The 16,527-nt window shown below is 59.5% G+C and carries 9 protein-coding genes and 1 pseudogene; 3 read left to right on the top strand and 7 right to left on the bottom strand.

Features of this window, described 5'->3' with window-relative positions; genetic code table 11:
* Positions 1-115: 115 nt before the first annotated feature.
* The 4 genes from LAO20_05360 to LAO20_05345 all read right to left on the bottom strand — a co-directional run bounded on the left by LAO20_05360 (position 116) and on the right by LAO20_05345 (position 4,890).
* The gene (locus LAO20_05360) at positions 116-466 is read right to left on the bottom strand and encodes a hypothetical protein (GenBank protein MBZ5530839.1); all 351 of its coding nucleotides are present in this window, start codon (positions 464-466) and stop codon (positions 116-118) included.
* 24 nt (positions 467-490) lie between these two features.
* A complete protein-coding gene (locus LAO20_05355; protein MBZ5530838.1) occupies positions 491-2,281 on the bottom strand; it encodes a proline--tRNA ligase in 1,791 nt (596 codons plus the stop codon).
* A gap of 399 nt (positions 2,282-2,680) precedes the next feature.
* The gene (locus LAO20_05350; GenBank protein MBZ5530837.1) at positions 2,681-3,346 is read right to left on the bottom strand and encodes a hypothetical protein; all 666 of its coding nucleotides are present in this window, start codon (positions 3,344-3,346) and stop codon (positions 2,681-2,683) included.
* A 554-nt stretch (positions 3,347-3,900) separates the two neighbouring features.
* Positions 3,901-4,890: a lysozyme inhibitor LprI family protein gene (locus LAO20_05345; GenBank protein MBZ5530836.1), complete on the bottom strand. Its 990-nt coding sequence runs from the start codon at positions 4,888-4,890 to the stop codon at positions 3,901-3,903.
* 711 nt (positions 4,891-5,601) lie between these two features.
* Here LAO20_05345 and LAO20_05340 point away from each other — a divergent pair.
* The gene (locus tag LAO20_05340) at positions 5,602-7,698 is read left to right on the top strand and encodes a M13 family metallopeptidase (GenBank protein ID MBZ5530835.1); all 2,097 of its coding nucleotides are present in this window, start codon (positions 5,602-5,604) and stop codon (positions 7,696-7,698) included.
* A 921-nt stretch (positions 7,699-8,619) separates the two neighbouring features.
* On the opposite strand, the gene chrA is transcribed toward LAO20_05340, so the two are convergent.
* The 3 genes from chrA to LAO20_05325 form a co-directional block, all read right to left on the bottom strand.
* Positions 8,620-9,807, bottom strand: a complete 1,188-nt coding sequence (gene chrA, locus LAO20_05335) for a chromate efflux transporter (protein ID MBZ5530834.1) — start codon at positions 9,805-9,807, stop codon at positions 8,620-8,622.
* Positions 9,808-9,831: 24 nt separating this feature from the next.
* A complete protein-coding gene (locus tag LAO20_05330) occupies positions 9,832-10,200 on the bottom strand; it encodes a cupin domain-containing protein (protein ID MBZ5530833.1) in 369 nt (122 codons plus the stop codon).
* Positions 10,201-10,666: 466 nt separating this feature from the next.
* Positions 10,667-11,077: a hypothetical protein gene (locus LAO20_05325; GenBank protein ID MBZ5530832.1), complete on the bottom strand. Its 411-nt coding sequence runs from the start codon at positions 11,075-11,077 to the stop codon at positions 10,667-10,669.
* Between the two features lie 358 nt (positions 11,078-11,435).
* Here LAO20_05325 and LAO20_05320 point away from each other — a divergent pair.
* Both LAO20_05320 and LAO20_05315 read left to right on the top strand, forming a co-directional pair.
* Positions 11,436-14,186, top strand: a pseudogene (locus LAO20_05320) (DEAD/DEAH box helicase).
* Positions 14,187-16,228: 2,042 nt separating this feature from the next.
* The gene (locus LAO20_05315; GenBank protein MBZ5530831.1) at positions 16,229-16,396 is read left to right on the top strand and encodes a hypothetical protein; all 168 of its coding nucleotides are present in this window, start codon (positions 16,229-16,231) and stop codon (positions 16,394-16,396) included.
* The last annotated feature ends 131 nt before the right edge of the window (positions 16,397-16,527 follow it).

Genomic DNA, 16,527 nt, shown 5'->3' with positions numbered 1-16,527 from the left:
TCCAAGTCAGGCAGGAATCGCCACTCGATTCTCTCAGACTCATGGCGGGCCAGAGCGTTACCTGCTGGTGCTGAGGAGTATTTTTCTTACAAACCAATTATATCTTACATGTGTCTTAGATGCGTTTGTTCAGCGAATTGGCTGTAATGTCAGTATCCGCGAGCCAGGGCAATTGCACCACCAAATCATAATGGATGTGGTAGCGGACGGTGATTCCCAGCCCGGTCGTACCATGGGTTACGGTGATCTGGTCTTCCTTCAGCGGGATTTCCAACGTCCTGCCCTTGGCGATCACCATCTGTTTGATGTCATCATCACTGGTGCCGGTGTAGCTGACGCGGCGGGCGATGTCATCGAGGCCGTCCTGAAAATCGGCGTTGTTCATCTTCACCGGAATCCACTTCCACAAGGAGTAGAAGAGCACCACTACCAGCAAGAGTCCGATGAGAGCTTTGAGTTTTCCCATAGTAAGAGTACCCGGACGTGCACGTCAGGTTTGCAAAATCTCCTGAAATTGTCCTTCGATGCCGCTGATGTTAGCATCGCGGGACTGGCGTGTCGAGCGGGTAACCAGCTCAACTTTCCCTTCCGTAACCTTCTTGCCAACGTTGATGCGATAAGGTATTCCCACTAGGTCCGCGTCCTTGAATTTCACGCCGGGACGCTCGTCGCGATCATCCAGCAGCACGTGGTAGCCGGCGGCTTCCAGCTTGCCCGCGATTTCCTGCGCCGTGGAAAGCAGGCCGGCTTCGGCGACGTTGGTCGGCGTGACCACCACTTCAAACGGCGCGATGGAGCGCGGCAGCCAGAATCCGTCCGCGTCATTATTCTGCTCGATGGCCGCGGTGAGAATGCGTTCAATGCCGATGCCGTAGCTGCCCATGATCGGCGGAACGGCTTTGCCGTCTTTGTCCAGCACGGTGGCGTCCATGGACTTGGAATACTTGTAGCCCAGCTTGAAGATGTGCCCAATCTCCATGGCCTTGCCCACGGCAAGCGGGTTGCCGCAGGCGGGGCAGCCTTCGCCGGCCTCGGCGTTGCGCAGGTCAACCCACTCGGTGGGATAGAAATCGCGCAGCGGAGTCACGTTCTTCAGGTGGTAGTTTTCCTTGTTGGCCCCGGCGACCAGGTTCTTGCGGCCTTGCAGCGCGGTATCGGCCAGCATCAGCGGCAGCGATTCCAGCAGGATCTTCTGCGTTTCGCTGCCCATCTGCGCGCTGCTCATGGCCGGGACGTTCACCGGCCCCAGATAGCCCGCAGGCGCCATGAACACCCGTTGAATCTCTTCCGCATGCATAGGACGAAATTCCTTCCCGCCCAGCGCCGCGGTCAACTTGGCTTCATTGAGCTGGTGGTCGCCACGCAGCAGAACGACAATGGCGCGCGTCTTGGTTCCCTTCTCCCCTGGACGCTTGGGATCGTCTTCCACCTGCATCAGCGCCAGGGTCTTGATCTTCTGCGTGGGCGATACGCCCAGGAACTTGGCGACTTCCTCAATGGTCTTCATGCCCGGCGTGTGGACTTCTTCCGGCTTGCCGTCGGGCAGGTCCTGCACCGGCGGGAGCTGTGACGTGGCCTTCTCCAGATTCGCCGCGTAGCCGCACTTGGAACAACTGGCCACCATGTCTTCACCAGCGTCGGTCATCACCATGAATTCGTGCGACTGCGATCCGCCCATCGCGCCCGAGTGGGCTTCCACCACCGCGTACTTCAGCCCGCAGCGGTCAAAGATGGCGCGATAGGTGTCATGGTGCTTCTGGTAAGAGACGTCCAGGCCGGCGGCGTCAATGTCAAAGGAGTAGGAATCCTTCATGGTGAACTGGCGCACGCGGATCAGCCCGGACTTGGGACGAGGCTCGTCGCGAAACTTGTTCTGGATCTGATACCAGATCTGCGGCAGCTGCTTGTAACTGCGCAGCTCCTTGCGCGCGATATCGGTCATGATCTCTTCGTGGGTCATGCCCAGGCACAGGTCGGCGCCTTTGCGGTCTTTGAGGCGGAACATGTTGTCGCCCATCACCTGCCAGCGGCCGCTGGCTTCCCAGATTTCACGGGGATGCAGCGCGGGCAGCAGGAACTCCTGGCCGATTTTGTTCATCTCCTGGCGCACCACGTCCTGTATTCGCAGGATGGTGCGCTGCCCCAGGAACAGGTAGGAGTAGATTCCCGCGGCGAGCTGGCGGATGTAGCCGGCGCGCACCAGGAACTTGTGGCTGGCGACTTCGGCGTCGGCCGGCGCTTCACGCAGTGTGGGGACAAACATTTGTGACCAGCGATGCATGGATGTTTTCAATGACCTCAAGTGGAGAATTGTTAATTGTAACAAGAGAGCAATTGGCAAATAGCAATTGGCAATTGGTACTTGGCTGTTGGCTGTTGGCTTTTGGCCAGAACCTGCACCCAGAAACTTGCATAGTCGTTTCTTTCTCCGTGTCCTCTTTTCCCTCCGTGGTTCCTGTTTCGGGTTTTCCGATCACGGCGATGACGCGCGATGTCCGGGGCCCCCAAGCCCGCGCCGCCTTTGCGCGGCTTGGGGTGGGATGTCGGCGATCTCGGCGATTTCTTCATCCCCCTCTCCCTCCTACTTCATCCCCGAAAAATAAAGACTTACCTCCACTCATCCCCGGCGATAAAGCTAACGCGTGAACCACAGCCGCCCTCGACCGCGTTTGATCCGCGTTCATCTGCGTTGATCTGCGGTAGGCCTTTTCTTCCTCCGTGCCCCTCTGTGTCCTCCGTGGTTACGGTCTTTTGCGGTTCCTCTGCGCTCTCCGTGGTGGGTCTTCGTTTTGTTTTGGCTGACCGCTGATTGCTGACTGCTGAGTGCTGGTCTTGCCCGCACCATCTCGCTTGGCTCGGTCTCCGCAAACGTCACATGCTGCACCGCCCATGCGCCGATCTGTACGCTATACAGCAGCAGCCCGGCGGTTTTCTCGCTGATCAGTCCATCCAGCAGCGCCCTCTGGATTTCCATCACCGCCAGCACCACGCTGTTGGCGTCCTCCAGCGCCGGCAACCGCAGCCGCTCCGGACGCACCGCGTCCATCCGGTCATGCGCGTAACACTTCTCGCCTTCGCGCAGCTTCGGTCCGCGACACTGGGTTCCGTCGGCATAAATGTGCTGGCATCGCGGCGCGGCGTTGGCTTTCTCCAGCAGCGCCAGTTGCCGCCGGTGATAGTCCACCCACTTCTCCCGCGAGGCCCACTCCTCCGGTAGGCCCATTTGCCTGCGCACTGCCCATTTGAGGTTGAGGACCTCCGTGTCCGACACTTTCACGACTTTGTAATCATGGGTGACGATCGTCTGCCAGGCATCTCCTGGCCCGGCCCTGTGGACCGAAGGCAACCACTCTGTATCTGGGTACTTGCCCGCCCCCGGACGCGCTGAAGAACCACCGGTTTCTGAAGGCTCGACGACCCGTAAGTGATCGTGTGGCACAGGCACTCTTGCCTGTGCCTCTTCCTCCGCATTCCTCTGTGTTCTCTGTGGTTCCTGGTTTTGGTCTTCCCGATGACCCGATGTCCCGATCATCCGATGACCCGATTCTTCCTGATTGCTTCCTTGCTCTTGCGCTGCATTTGTCATTGGCTTTGCCTTCCTTCTTTCTCCGCTCTGAAAAAAACACAACGGCGCAACACGCTGATAACGCGTTGCGCCGCCCGGTAAAAAACGATTGTCTTGTGTCTTCGGGGCTGGCTTGGTAGTTCGACCTCCAGCCCTTAAACTCAACTATTATATAGCGAAATTAAAGCGAAGTCAATAGGAATCTGATGCAGCCGAAAGGTCGCCCACACTAATCGCCTTTCCAATCCGCGTTCATCCGCGCCAATCCGCGGTAAACCCTTTCCGCTCTGTGTTCCTCTGTGCCCTCTGTGGTTAAATCCTCGATTTTGGCAATCTCAGTGCAAAAACTTCTCCAGCATCTCTCTTCGCTGCTGCGCCAGCCACGTTTTTACCATCGCTTCACTGACCTTCGGGTACTTCTTCTTCCCGAACGCCACCCACGCATCCCGATACTTCACCCAAGCCGCTTGCGTTCCCTTAATGTCATCACGGGTCACCGTTCCCCACGATAAAGTCTTGCCGGTCTGCGTTTGCTCGTAGGCGTCGTTCAGGTCAGCGTCAATTCGCTTCACGTCATCCGGGGAAAAGCTGGGGATCTCGCCGGCCTCCGCCTTTTGCAGCATCTCGATAAAGTTGTTTTCCAGGAACGCCATTTCCTGCACTTCAAAGGTAATCGTCAGGTCCGTCTCTTTGGTGGCGCGCAGATGAAAGAACTCCCCTTGCGTTTGCCGCAGAGTCTCCAAAGCTTTCTTTTCGGCCGCGCTCCACTTGGCTTCGATCTGTTGGATCTGTTTCTCCCGGTCCATCTTGTCGAACCGGTCGCTCAGCATCGCACATTGTTCATACATATATTTGCCGCTGCTGTGGTCGCATATGCCAAAGCTGCCGATCTTCCCGCCGGACGCCCTCATGCGCTCCAGTTGATGAATGCGTCCCGCCCAGTCTCCCGGCGCTCCCGGGACCTCGCACGCCAGTTTCAGCGCCACGTCCAGGTTCTGTGCCGCCCCTCTGCCGTTGGCATAGACCATCATCAGGATCGTCCGCCCGGCAAACGGCACATCTTTCACCCCGCGGTCCACCTCCGCGTACGCGCATTTGCGCGCCTGCACGTAATCTGGCGCCTTCTCGTAGCCGTAATACAGCTTTTCTGACGAACAATTTGCCAGCGACTTGGCTTCCTGGACCGACGGCCGGTCCTCGGCCGGCAACCGAACGTCTTTCACTCCGGCGCAAATCTTGAGCGACTCCGGATCAGAAAGCTGCGCCTGCGCAAACGCCGCCAACAACAGCAGCGCCAACAAAAGAAGAAATTTGATTTTGTGCATGATGTAACCAACATTTTGCATCGGTTTTCAAAGGAAACAAAGCACAGAATGTCGCCCTTCCGGGGCTTTCATCTTCTTGGCGCGCTTACCCCGCCCTTCCGGACGGGGCTAACTCATTCCGCGCCTCCGGCGCTTGAGACAACCCCTAGCCGCCAAGCCGACCCGCGCGCGTTGTGTACTTGGCTGATAGAAGGGTATGCCAGCGGAAAACCTCCAAAGCAAGACCGACAGTTGGTAGGGTGACGACGAACACTGGGTCGATTACTTGCCAGCGCCGAAGGCGCGAAACAGCCTAGCCCACCCGGGGTCCCCGGCGCGCGCTTCGCGCGTTGGGGTGGCGTCCTCAGGCGAGCGAACGCGAAGCCGCAAGGGTGGGTGAGCGTTAGAAAAGAGGTTGAGCCCCGGAGGGGCGACACTGCCTATCTCCTCCGCATTTCAAGGTTGCGGGTTTGAGCAAAGACAACGTTCAACAAACACCAACCGAGAAACCGACGTGCCATCCCGAACCCTGACGTCGAGCGGCTGCGAGACAGGAGCGGTGAGGGATCTGCTCCGCTGCCGTTAGGGAAACACGTAGTCTAGTGCTCAACTCCAGCAGAGCAGATTCCTCGCTCCGCTTCGGAATGGCACTTCCTGGGGGAGGAGGATGACAATCGTGAACCCGGCCCGTCTTATACAATTCTGGGTTTGCCATCCTGGAGGAAAAGTTCTATGTCTAATTACTTCCTGAAACTGAGCAGCGCACTGCTGCTGGCGGCCGCGGGCTTGTTGTCTCAATCGGCGCTGGCGCAGGCGCCTGCGTCGCCGGGCAAAGCCGCCGGCCAAAAAGCCGAAGCTAAGCCGTCGCAGCCGAAAGCCCCGAAGTTCGACATCGCCAACATTGATACCTCGCTTGACCCCTGCACCGACTTCTACCAGTTCGCCTGTTCCAAGTGGATAAAGAACAATCCCATCCCGCCGGATTATCCGGATTGGATCAGCTTCAATGAAGTGTCTGAGTACAACCTGGCGGTGTTACGCGCGATTCTGGACAAAAACAGCGCCAACGATCCCAAGCGCACCGCCGTGCAGCAGAAGATTGGCGACTACTACGCGTCCTGCATGGATGAAGCCGCCGCCAACAAAGCCGGCTACAAGCCGCTGCAGCCGGAGCTGGACCGCATTGCCGCGCTGAAAAATAAGACGCAGATGATGGAGCTGATCGCGCATGAAACGCTGGTCGGGCCGAACCCCATTTTTGGTTTCGGTTCCAGTCCGGACCTGCACAACTCTGAAATGATCATCGCCAGCATTGACCAGGCGGGAATCACGCTGCCCGACCGCGACTACTACCTGAAAGATGACGCGGACATGGTGGCCATCCGCAAAGGCTACCTGGCGCACATGGCGAAGATGTTCGGCATGCTGGGGCAGAGTCCGGAGCAGGCGGCCAGGAGCGCGGACACCGTCATGAAAATTGAGACGGAGCTGGCCAAGGCCGCCATGGACCGCACGCTGCGCCGCGATCCCAAAAATATTGACCACAAAATGACGCTGGCGGACATCGAAACCGCGGCGCCGAACTTTCATCTGCGCGGCTATTTTGCCGCCGCAGGCGCGCCGGCGTTCAAGGAACTCAACGTCGCCAACCCGGATTTCTTCAAACAGGTAAACGCCATCATTGACTCCACGCCGCTGGATTCCTGGAAGACCTACCTCAGCTGGCAGATGCTGGCCAACGCGGCGCCGTGGCTGTCCGATGATTTCGTCCAGGAAGACTTCCAGTTCACGCAGCAGTTCACCGGACAGAAAGAACTTTCGCCACGCTGGAAACGCTGCATCAACGCCACGGACAGCGCGCTGGGCGAGGCCCTGGGCCAGCCCTACGTGGATGAGACTTTTGGCAAAGACGGCAAAGCGCGCATGCTGAAGATAGTGGACGCGCTGGAAAAGTCCCTGCACAAGGACATCACGGAGCTGCCGTGGATGACGGCGGCAACCAAGAAGGAAGCGCTGGTCAAGCTGGCCGCCATCCGCAACAAGATCGGCTATCCTGACCAGTGGCGCGACTACAGCAAACTCAGCGTCACGCGCGACAACTTTCTGGCCAACGTGCAGCGCGCCACGGAGTTTGAATCCAACCGCCAGATCCAGAAAATCGGCAAACCCGTGGACAAGCTGGAGTGGGGCATCACGCCTTCCACCGTCAACGCCTACTACAGCGGCGAACGCAATGAGATCGTCTTCCCTGCCGGCATCCTGCAGCCTCCGTTCTTTGACCGCACCATGGATGATCCGGTGAACTTTGGCGGCATCGGACTGGTGATTGGCCACGAACTCACGCATGGCTTTGACGACGAAGGCCGCAAGTTCGATCCCAAAGGCAACCTGCGCGACTGGTGGACGGAAGCCGACAGCACGGAGTTTGAAAAACGCGCCGGCTGCGTGGCCGACGAGTACAGCAGCTTTGTCGCCGTGGACGATCTTCATCTCAACGGCAAGCTCACCCTGGGTGAAAACACCGCGGACAACGGCGGCGCGCGCATCGCGCTCATGGCCTTGCATGACATGATGGCGGAAAACAAACAAGACCCCAACAAAAAACTCGACGGCTACACCGCCGACCAGCGCTTCTTCCTGGGCTTTGCCCGCGTGTGGTGTGAGAACATCACGCCCGAACTGTCGCGACTGGGCGCGCGTGTTGATCCCCATTCTCCCGGCCGCTGGCGCGTGAACGGCGTGGTGCAGAATATGCCTGAGTTCCAGAAAGCGTTTGGTTGCAAGGCGGGGCAACCGATGGTCCGGACCAACGCGTGCCATGTTTGGTAGACGAGATTTGATAGGGACGATGTGCAATAAGGAACACTCTTCGCGAGAGGGCACGTCACCTGCGTGCCCTTTTGTGGAACAACATTGCCAATCTGCGCGTGGCTGCCATCACAAATGAGTGGAGTCTGCCCTTTAGATTGGAATTTTTAATGAAGTCCTAATCCGACGTTAAGTTAGGGTGTTTAACGTAGCTTGCGGGAAGTTTTGGACTGCAGGTTGGGAAGGCGTCCTGGCAAAGCATTTCAGATTCAATCGTTTATGGACTTTTGCGACGGGTGACCGGTAGCCGCCAAGAGAAATGCTTGGTGCGCGCTCTCAGCTGCACGAAAGGTTTCTATTGAGAGCCTTTGAGCCGAACCGTCGGGAGAAGTCCGGTGTGGTGGTTGGGGGCGCTTCGGCAAAGGCCAAACACCTCCTCACGTCAGCGACCCCCGCTATCGTTGACACTTGAGGAGTGAGGTTCCTGCCGCGGCCAGGGGGAACGGTATTAAGCGACTACGGCGCGATTTTTGGATCGGCGACTTTCAGCCCTCCCCCAAAAAACGTGTCGCCGTGATGGGACAGACGCGCGGTTGCTGGACGGGGAATCGTTCCCGCACAGGAACCACGGCTGGTCATCCCACAATACGGGTACCGCTAATTCCCGATTTGACTGCGTAACGCAGTTCCTCCACCAAAGGAGGCTGGCGATTTGCCCCGCCAGCCTCTTCTAGTTTCTTCACCAGTCTTTATTTCAAACAAAAACAGGCCGGCGAATTTTCGCGCCAGCCCGTTTTTCTGCCGCCGAGGAGGCAATTACCGCCCCAGGTCATTGCCTGCACGGCTTATCAGCTGATGGATACACCACTGGCTGATGCAGCCTTTGGTCACCGCACTCTGTTGATTAGTGTTTTGGGCGGGACAGCGTTACAGGAAAATCAACTAGGCCCCATGGAGGACTCCGGCAATCGCCGCGGCGGCCATGAGCCAGACCGGATTGATGCGAAAGCGAAACAGCAGCGCCGCACTGGCTATCGCCAGGACGATGGTCAGAGGATCAATCAAAGCAGTCTTGCCCAGAAGCCAGGTCACATAGCCCATCAGGGCCAGTGAACCGACCACCACGCCGTCCAGAAACGCGCTGGCAACTGCGGATCGCCGGATCATAGGAATGATCGGGCCGCTGGCTGCCACCAGAAAGAAGCCGGGAAGAAATATGGCGAACGTCGCCACAATTGCTCCCGGCACGCCGCCTTGCAGGTAACCGATAAACGTGGCGGTGGTGAACACCGGTCCCGGAGTGATCTGCCCCACGGCCACCGCGTCGAGCAGTTGCTTTTCCGTGAGCCAGTGCAGCCGCTGGACAAAGTCGGCCCGCAAGAACGCCAGCAGTACATAGCCGCTGCCGAACAACACCGATCCAATCTTGAGAAAGGTGAAGAACAGACGCGTCAAACTGAATGGCGCCGCGACCAGCGCTGCGCTGGACGACACAGTGGCGATCAGCGGCTTCATCTTGAATAGGGATGCACTGAAGGGTCCGGAGATCGCCGCGGATGTTTCTGAACTCCCCCGCAGCTTCCCGGCGACCGCCGGCACTCCGGCAAGCACGCCCGCGCATAGCAACACCAGCAGCTCATACACACCAAGAAAACACAGAACTGTAGAAACAATGCCGATCACTGCCAGGAAGCTGGTCTTCACCGCCGACCGCGCCAGCTTCCAGAATGCCTGCAAGATGATTGCGATCATCACGGGCTTCAGCCCATAGAGCGCGCCCCCGACCTGCGGCAACGTGCCATAGTGGACGTAAGCCGCCGCGATCATGCAAACGATCACCGCCGCCGGAACAATGAAGCAGCAGCCAGCCACGATCAAACCTGGCCAGCCTCGCTGGGTGAAGCCGATGTAGATGGCCATTTCCGTGGAACTGGGGCCAGGGATGAGGTTTGCCGCAGCCAGCCGGTCCAGGAATTCCTGCTCGGTGAGCCACTGGCGGCGACGCACGAACTCCTGCTCCATCAGCGCAATGTGCGCGGCGGGTCCACCAAAGGCAATCGTGCCCAGTTTAAGAAATGCGCCAGCCAGGTCCCACAGGCTGGTGCGCGCGGAAGGTTCGTTGGTCGCCATGAAGAGAAACGGCGCTCGCGCCTTTTACCGCCGCGCGGTCTCGGCGTCGCGCAGGTAGGCGTCGGTCTTATTCAACCAATCTTGTCGTGGAGGATAAAACACGTCCAGGTCCAGGGTATCTTCCAGCGCTTCCGCCTTGTGCGGCATGTTGGATGGAATGCAGAGCACCTCGCCCGCGCGGACGACCAGCTCCTTGCCGTCAATCCAAAACTTCAGCGCGCCCTCCACAATGTAAGTGAGCTGCTCGTTCACATGGCTGTGCTCCGGCACCACGCTTCCCTTCTGCAGGCGGATACGCGCCAGCATCAGGTTCTCGCCGGTAATCATCTGGCGGTCAAAGAGCGGATTCAGTTTTTCAACTTCAACGTCAGCCCAGCGGATGTGCTTTAGCATAGGGCTGAAATTGTACTCCAGCGCCGCGGCCCCGTACCACGACGAGATGAGTGTGACAGTCAGTATCCACGATCTACCTCAAGACATGTCATCCTGAGCGGAGCGACGCTGCGCAGCGTGGCGTCGCGTAGTCGAAGGACCGCGAGAATCTTCTCCCCGCCTTGCTGCATCAGAGCGTTCTCACATACGCCTCGTCGAACCGAAGAACGAATGGCCGATTCGTAGGTAGGAACTCCGATGCGTTCTCGCCTCGCATGGTTCCGGCTCGATGCCCTTCAGCATGACAGCCCAAAGAGGACAACATAGTCCCAGACTGACCCACGAACGCTAGTGTGGAAGAGAAATGGAGATTCTCAGGAAATTTGCAGGCGGGAGTCCGCACGCGCGTTCTCCCGCCGCCGGGGGAAGGCTGCTCCGCTGCCAGACTTGCTTGCGCTCGCCGGCACGGACAGCAGTCACGAGAAAATTATGCGGTGCGTTCCAATTGCAGACTTTGATCTTTGGCTTGCGATTCCAGATGCCGGTCAACCGTCAGCGTGACGCGGGCCACAAACCCAAGCTGGCTGGGCGACGGGCATGACGATTCGCGCAACGTGCGCAGCAACTCGGTGACTCGCGCCACCTGCTTGCTCTGCTGCGCGAAATCAACTTCAGGACCTGCGTTCTGTGCCGCGGAATCTATGTACGACCAGAAAAAATGGCTTAACTGCTCGGTGAGTTCTTTCAAGTCTTCAACCATGCCGGCATTCAGCAACTGGTTGAGCGTGTGTGATTGATCACTCGGACTGGAGCGTCTAAAAGTATTCCATTGCAACTGCAGCCGCAGAGCACGGAGTTCCTGCGTCAGCCGGTTCAGCCGGTTCGAAAGGTCGCTCATTTTTTTTCCTTGAGTTCATTTTTTTTTGACCCTTAGACGTTTCCGGAAGCGTGGCGGCTTTGTGTGTCAATTTGTGTCATGGAGACTAACAGCCTGAATCAATTGGTACAAGTACATCCGCGCCAGAAATTAGTACATCCTAAGAGAGCAGATGGACGCAGGTTTGTGGTGGGCTTCTCGCCATGTACCAAATCGGTACCATGGTAATCAGTTTTTGCACTGCGGCTGGGGCAACTCCTGATCGCCCTGTGGAAAACGCGGACGAAATTCTTCGCGACGAAGAGAGCGCGGGACGCAGCCGCCGGTATGGGTCAAAATCGTTAGCGAAACATTTACGAACGTCCGGTACAATAGCATGATGTCATCTGTATCCCCCATTGCCTGGGCCCATCCCGTGGTACAGGAGTGGTTTGTCAGCAAGTTCGGCACACCCACTGAGCCGCAGGAACAGGGCTGGCCGCACATTCTTGCTGGACGCACCACCCTCATCTCCGCGCCCACCGGTTCCGGCAAGACCCTGGCCGCATTTCTGGCGTGTATTGACTCCCTGGTCCGCAAGGCTCTCACCGGCGGCCTCCAGGACTGCACGGAAATCCTGTACATTTCCCCGCTCAAGGCCCTGAGCAACGACATTCAGAAAAATCTGGAGGGCCCGCTCGCCGAAATCACCGCGCTGGCCGGACAAAAGGGCCTGCTCATGCCGCAGATTCGCGTCGCCGTCCGCACCGGCGACACGCTCACGCATGAACGCCAGGCCATGCTGCGGCGCCCGCCCCATATCCTGGTTACCACGCCCGAATCGCTCTACATACTGCTGACCGCTCAGCGCAGCCGCAACGTCCTGAAGGACGTGAAGACCGTGATTGTGGACGAAATCCACGCGGTGGCCGACGACAAACGCGGCGCCCACTTGACGCTTTCTCTGGAGCGGCTGGACGCCCTGACCGGCCGGCGCTCCGTGCGCATCGGGCTTTCAGCCACGCAAAAGCCGATTGAAGTGGTCGCCCACTATCTCACCGGCAACAACCAGCCGGAGCCAGTCGTCGTCAACATCGGCCACAAGCGCACGCTCGATCTAGCTATTGAAGTTCCCGGCCAGGAGCTTGGCCCCGTTGCCAGCAACGATCTCTGGGACGAAGTCTATGACCGCATCACCCAGCTCGTTCAGGAGCATCGCTCAACTTTGCTGTTTGTGAACACGCGGCGCCTAGCCGAGCGCGTGGCTTTCAATCTGGCGGAGCGTCTGGGCGAAGACCAGGTCGCCGCGCACCACGGCAGCCTGGCCCGCAAGCTCCGCCTGGACGCCGAAAACAAACTCAAGAATGGCGAAGTGAAAGTCCTGGTGGCCACGGCGTCGCTCGAACTCGGCATTGATATCGGCTTCGTGGACCTGGCTCTGCAGATCGGCTCGCCGCGCTCCATCGCCGCCGCCCTGCAGCGCTTTGGACGCGCCGGCCACTGGCGCGGCGCCGTCCCCAAAGGCCGCTTCTTCCCTACCACGCGCGACGAGCTCATTGAATGTTCCGCGCTCATCCGCTGCATTCATCAGGGCGAGCTGGACCGGTTGATCATTCCCGAATGTCCGCTGGATATCCTGGCCCAGCAGATGGTGGCCGCCTGCTCTGCCGAAGAATGGGATGAAGACGAGCTCTTCGCGCTGGCGCTGCGTGCTTATCCCTATCGCCATCTCACCCGCAAAGACTATGACGACCTGCTGGTCATGCTCTCTGACGGCATCGCTTCGCAGCGCGGACGCTTCGGCGCCTATCTCTACCGCGACCGCGTGAACAAAAAGCTCAAAGCCCGCCGCGGCGCGCGCATGGTGGCCATCATGAACGGCGGCGCCATCCCGGAAACCAACCTTTATACGGTGATTGCCGAGCCGGAAGGCGCCATGGTCGGCACCCTGCATGAAGACTTTGCCATTGAGAGCATGAAAGGCGACGTGGTGCTGCTGGGCAACACCAGTTGGCGCATCCGCAAAATCGAATCCGGACGCGTACTCGTCGAAGACGCGCACGGCGCTCCGCCTTCGATTCCTTTCTGGCTGGGCGAGGCTCCGGGCCGCACGGAAGAGCTGTCCGCGCAAGTCGGCGAACTTCGCCAGAAAATCAGTGACCTCACGCCCAACACTGTACCGGGTTTTGTCAATCAGAAGTCGCCGGAAGTCCTCAACGCCGTGGAGTGGCTCAAGCGCGAATGCGGGCTCGACGATTCCGGCGCCGAACAGGCCATTGAATACATCGTCGCCGGACGCGCCGTGCTGGGCGCTGTCCCCACCGCTGATGTCATCATCGCTGAGCGCTTCTTTGATGAAGGCGGAGGCATGCAGCTCATCGTCCATGCTCCGTTTGGCACGCGCATCAACAAAGCCTGGGGACTCTCGCTGCGCAAGCGTTTCTGCGTCTCGTTTAACTTCGAGCTCCAGGCCGCCGCCACCGACAACGGCGTGAACATCGCCCTGGCGGAGCAGCACAGCTTCCCCCTGGAATCCGTCTTCAACTTCCTCCACGAAAACACCGTGAAAGAAGTCCTGCAGCAGGCCGCGCTGCTCTCGCCGCTGCTCGAAACCCGCTGGCGCTGGGACGCCAACCGCGCTCTGGCCCTCACCCGTTACTGGAACGGCAAAAAAATTCCGCTCCAGATCCAGCGCACGCGCTCCGCCGACCTGCTGGCCAACGTCTTCCCTGACGCCGCCGCCTGCCAGGAAAATGTTGACGGCCCCATTCAGGTCCCCGACCATCCCCTGATCCGCGAGGTCATGAAAGATATTTTCCAGGAAGCCATGGACCTCAACGGCCTTAAGAACGTGCTGCGCCGCATCCGCACCGGCGAGATCAAATGCATTGCGGTGGACACGCCGGTACCGTCGGTGTTCTCGCACGAGATCCTCAACAGCAACCCCTACACCTTCCTGGACGACGCGCCTCTCGAAGAACGCCGTGCCCGCGCCGTCGAACTGCGTCGCGCACTGCCCGAAGCCGTGCTCAAAGAAGTGGGCGGCTTGGATCCTGCGGCCATCGAGGAAGTCCGTGCCGACGCCTGGCCTGACGTCCGCGATGCCGACGAACTGGCCGACACGCTGCACACGCTCATCGCTCTACCCGAAGACTTCCGCGCCCCAGACGGCCGTCCCTCCGCCGAAACCTGGCTGCCCTTCTTCGCACGCCTTCGTGAATCGAATCGTGCTACAAGAGCTTGGGTCCACGAACACCGTGTGGCACAGCCGCCCTCGGCTGTGTCTCTCATTGAGAAGGATGTCGCAGCAGGACGTCCCTTGCCCACTAACGACACTCGTGTGGCACAGGCACCGGGGTCCCCGTCGCGCGCTTCGTGCGATGGGGTGGAGGATCTCTTGCCTGTGCCTGCTTTAAGTCCAACTGGAACTCCTGACCTAAAGACGAATGGACCGCAGCCGCCCTCGCGTGCCCTCAATGATGCTGACGTAAATCCGAACTCAGCGACCAACCATGATCGTGTGGCACAGGCACTCTTGCCTGTGCCTTCTTTGGGCGCAGATGGATCTCCGCAGCACAACACGAGTGGAGCGCAGCCGGCCTCGCCAGTGGGGTTTTCTGATCAGAGTGGACCGCAGCCGCCCTCGGCTGCGCTGAACAATGCTGAAGTAAATCCACTCTCGACGAACTACGACACTCGTGTGGCACAGGCACTCCTGCCTGTGCCTGGTGGTGATGACCATGGTGTCTGGTTCTGGCTCTCCGCCGAAAAAGCCAAGGCTTTCCGCACCATCTACCCCGACGCTCAATTTGAAACTGATCTCCCCGAACTCCCCGGCGACGCCCCTTCCAAAGACGACTGCCTCAAAACCATGCTCACCGGATGGCTGTCGCATCTCGGTCCCGTTACCGCTTCTGCCGCTGCCAGTTTCCTGCGCCTGCCCGCAAACGACGTTGAAAACACCTTGCTGCGAATTGAAGCTTCCGGCCTCATCCTGCGCGGCAATTTTGAAAAACTCGACACCAGCGAACAACAATGGTGCGAAAGACGTTTACTGGCCCGCATTCACCGCCTCACCCTGGGGACGCTGCGCAAGCAGATCGAACCAGTCACCGCCGCGGTTTTCATGCGCTGGCTCCTGCGCTGGCAGCACGTTGCTCCGGGTTCGCAATTGCGCAACGAACGCGGCACGCTGCAAATCCTGCGCCAGCTTCAGGGCTTTGAAATTCCCGCCAGCGCCTGGGAGCGCCAGGTCCTCGCCCGACGCGTGGGCGACTACGACCCAAAATTCCTCGACAACCTCTGCCTCACCGGCGCCGTCGGCTGGGGACGCCTCTCCCCGCATCCCGCGATGCTGGACGACTCTACCGAAGGCAAACGCCGCGTGGTCCCCACCAGCGTTGCGCCCATCACCTTCTTTGTCCGCGACGACGCTGACTGGATGGCCCTGCCCAGCGTCCGTTCCGCCCACCAGGAAGCCGAACAGGAGATCAAAGGCCTATCGCCCACCGCTCGCGAAGTTTTGGAATTTCTGCGGTCGCGCGGCGCATCGTTCTTTGCTGACATTGTCCGCGGCGCGGCGCGCCTGAAAGCTGAGGTCGAAACCGGACTGTGGGAGTTGGTCGCCGCCGGTCTGGTCACCGCCGATGGCTTTGACAACCTGCGCTCACTCATTGATCCCAAGCGTCGCGCCGGACACGGCAGCGGCAAGACCAACCGCCCTCGCCACAGCACCGGCCGCTGGTCCCTGCTCTACCCGCTGCCTGACGACGACCCGGCCCGCGCCCTGGAATCCGTCGCCAAAATGCTTCTCGACCGCTACGGTGTGGTCTTCCGCGAGTTGCTCGTCCGCGAGAGCATTCTGCCGCGCTGGCGTGATCTGCTCATCACTTTCCGCCGCATGGAAGACCGCGGCGAAATCCGCGGCGGACGGTTCATCAGCGGCTTCCTCGGCGAACAGTTCGCGCTGCCCATCGCGGTGGAGACCCTGCGCAGCCTCAAGAACCTGCCACCCACCGGTGAAGTCATCACCGTCTCCGCTGCCGATCCGCTCAACCTGGCCGGCATCATCGTGCCCGGTGAGCGCGTCCCCGCCATCTCCGGCCGCTGCGTCAGCTTTAAGGATGGCGTGCTGGTGGAAAATCCTGGATCTGCTAATCCAAGCCCTGCCCCGCTGAGCATCGCAGGCCGCTCATGAGCTCAGGCGAAGAGCTGGTGCTGGGCGAGGACTACTACATGGAAAACGGCAACTGGGTCTTCACCGCAAAGTATCTCCTCCGCCGCGGCTACTGTTGCCGTTCAGGATGCAGGCATTGTCCGTATGGGTATGTTCGTGGTGAAGGTGATGATGCCGACTGCTAGCTTTCTCTGAAATCTCGCCCCTGAGCGGAGCCGAAGGGGAGAGATCCCTATCGCTTGCGACACCGCGAAGCTGCAAAATTCCCGATCGTTGACAGACAAAAAGTGGATGCCCGGTGCCCACCGGTCAGCCA

Source organism: Terriglobia bacterium, assembly GCA_020072815.1.
GTDB lineage: Bacteria > Acidobacteriota > Terriglobia > Terriglobales > Acidobacteriaceae > Angelobacter.
This window is presented reverse-complemented; position numbering and strand designations above follow the sequence as displayed.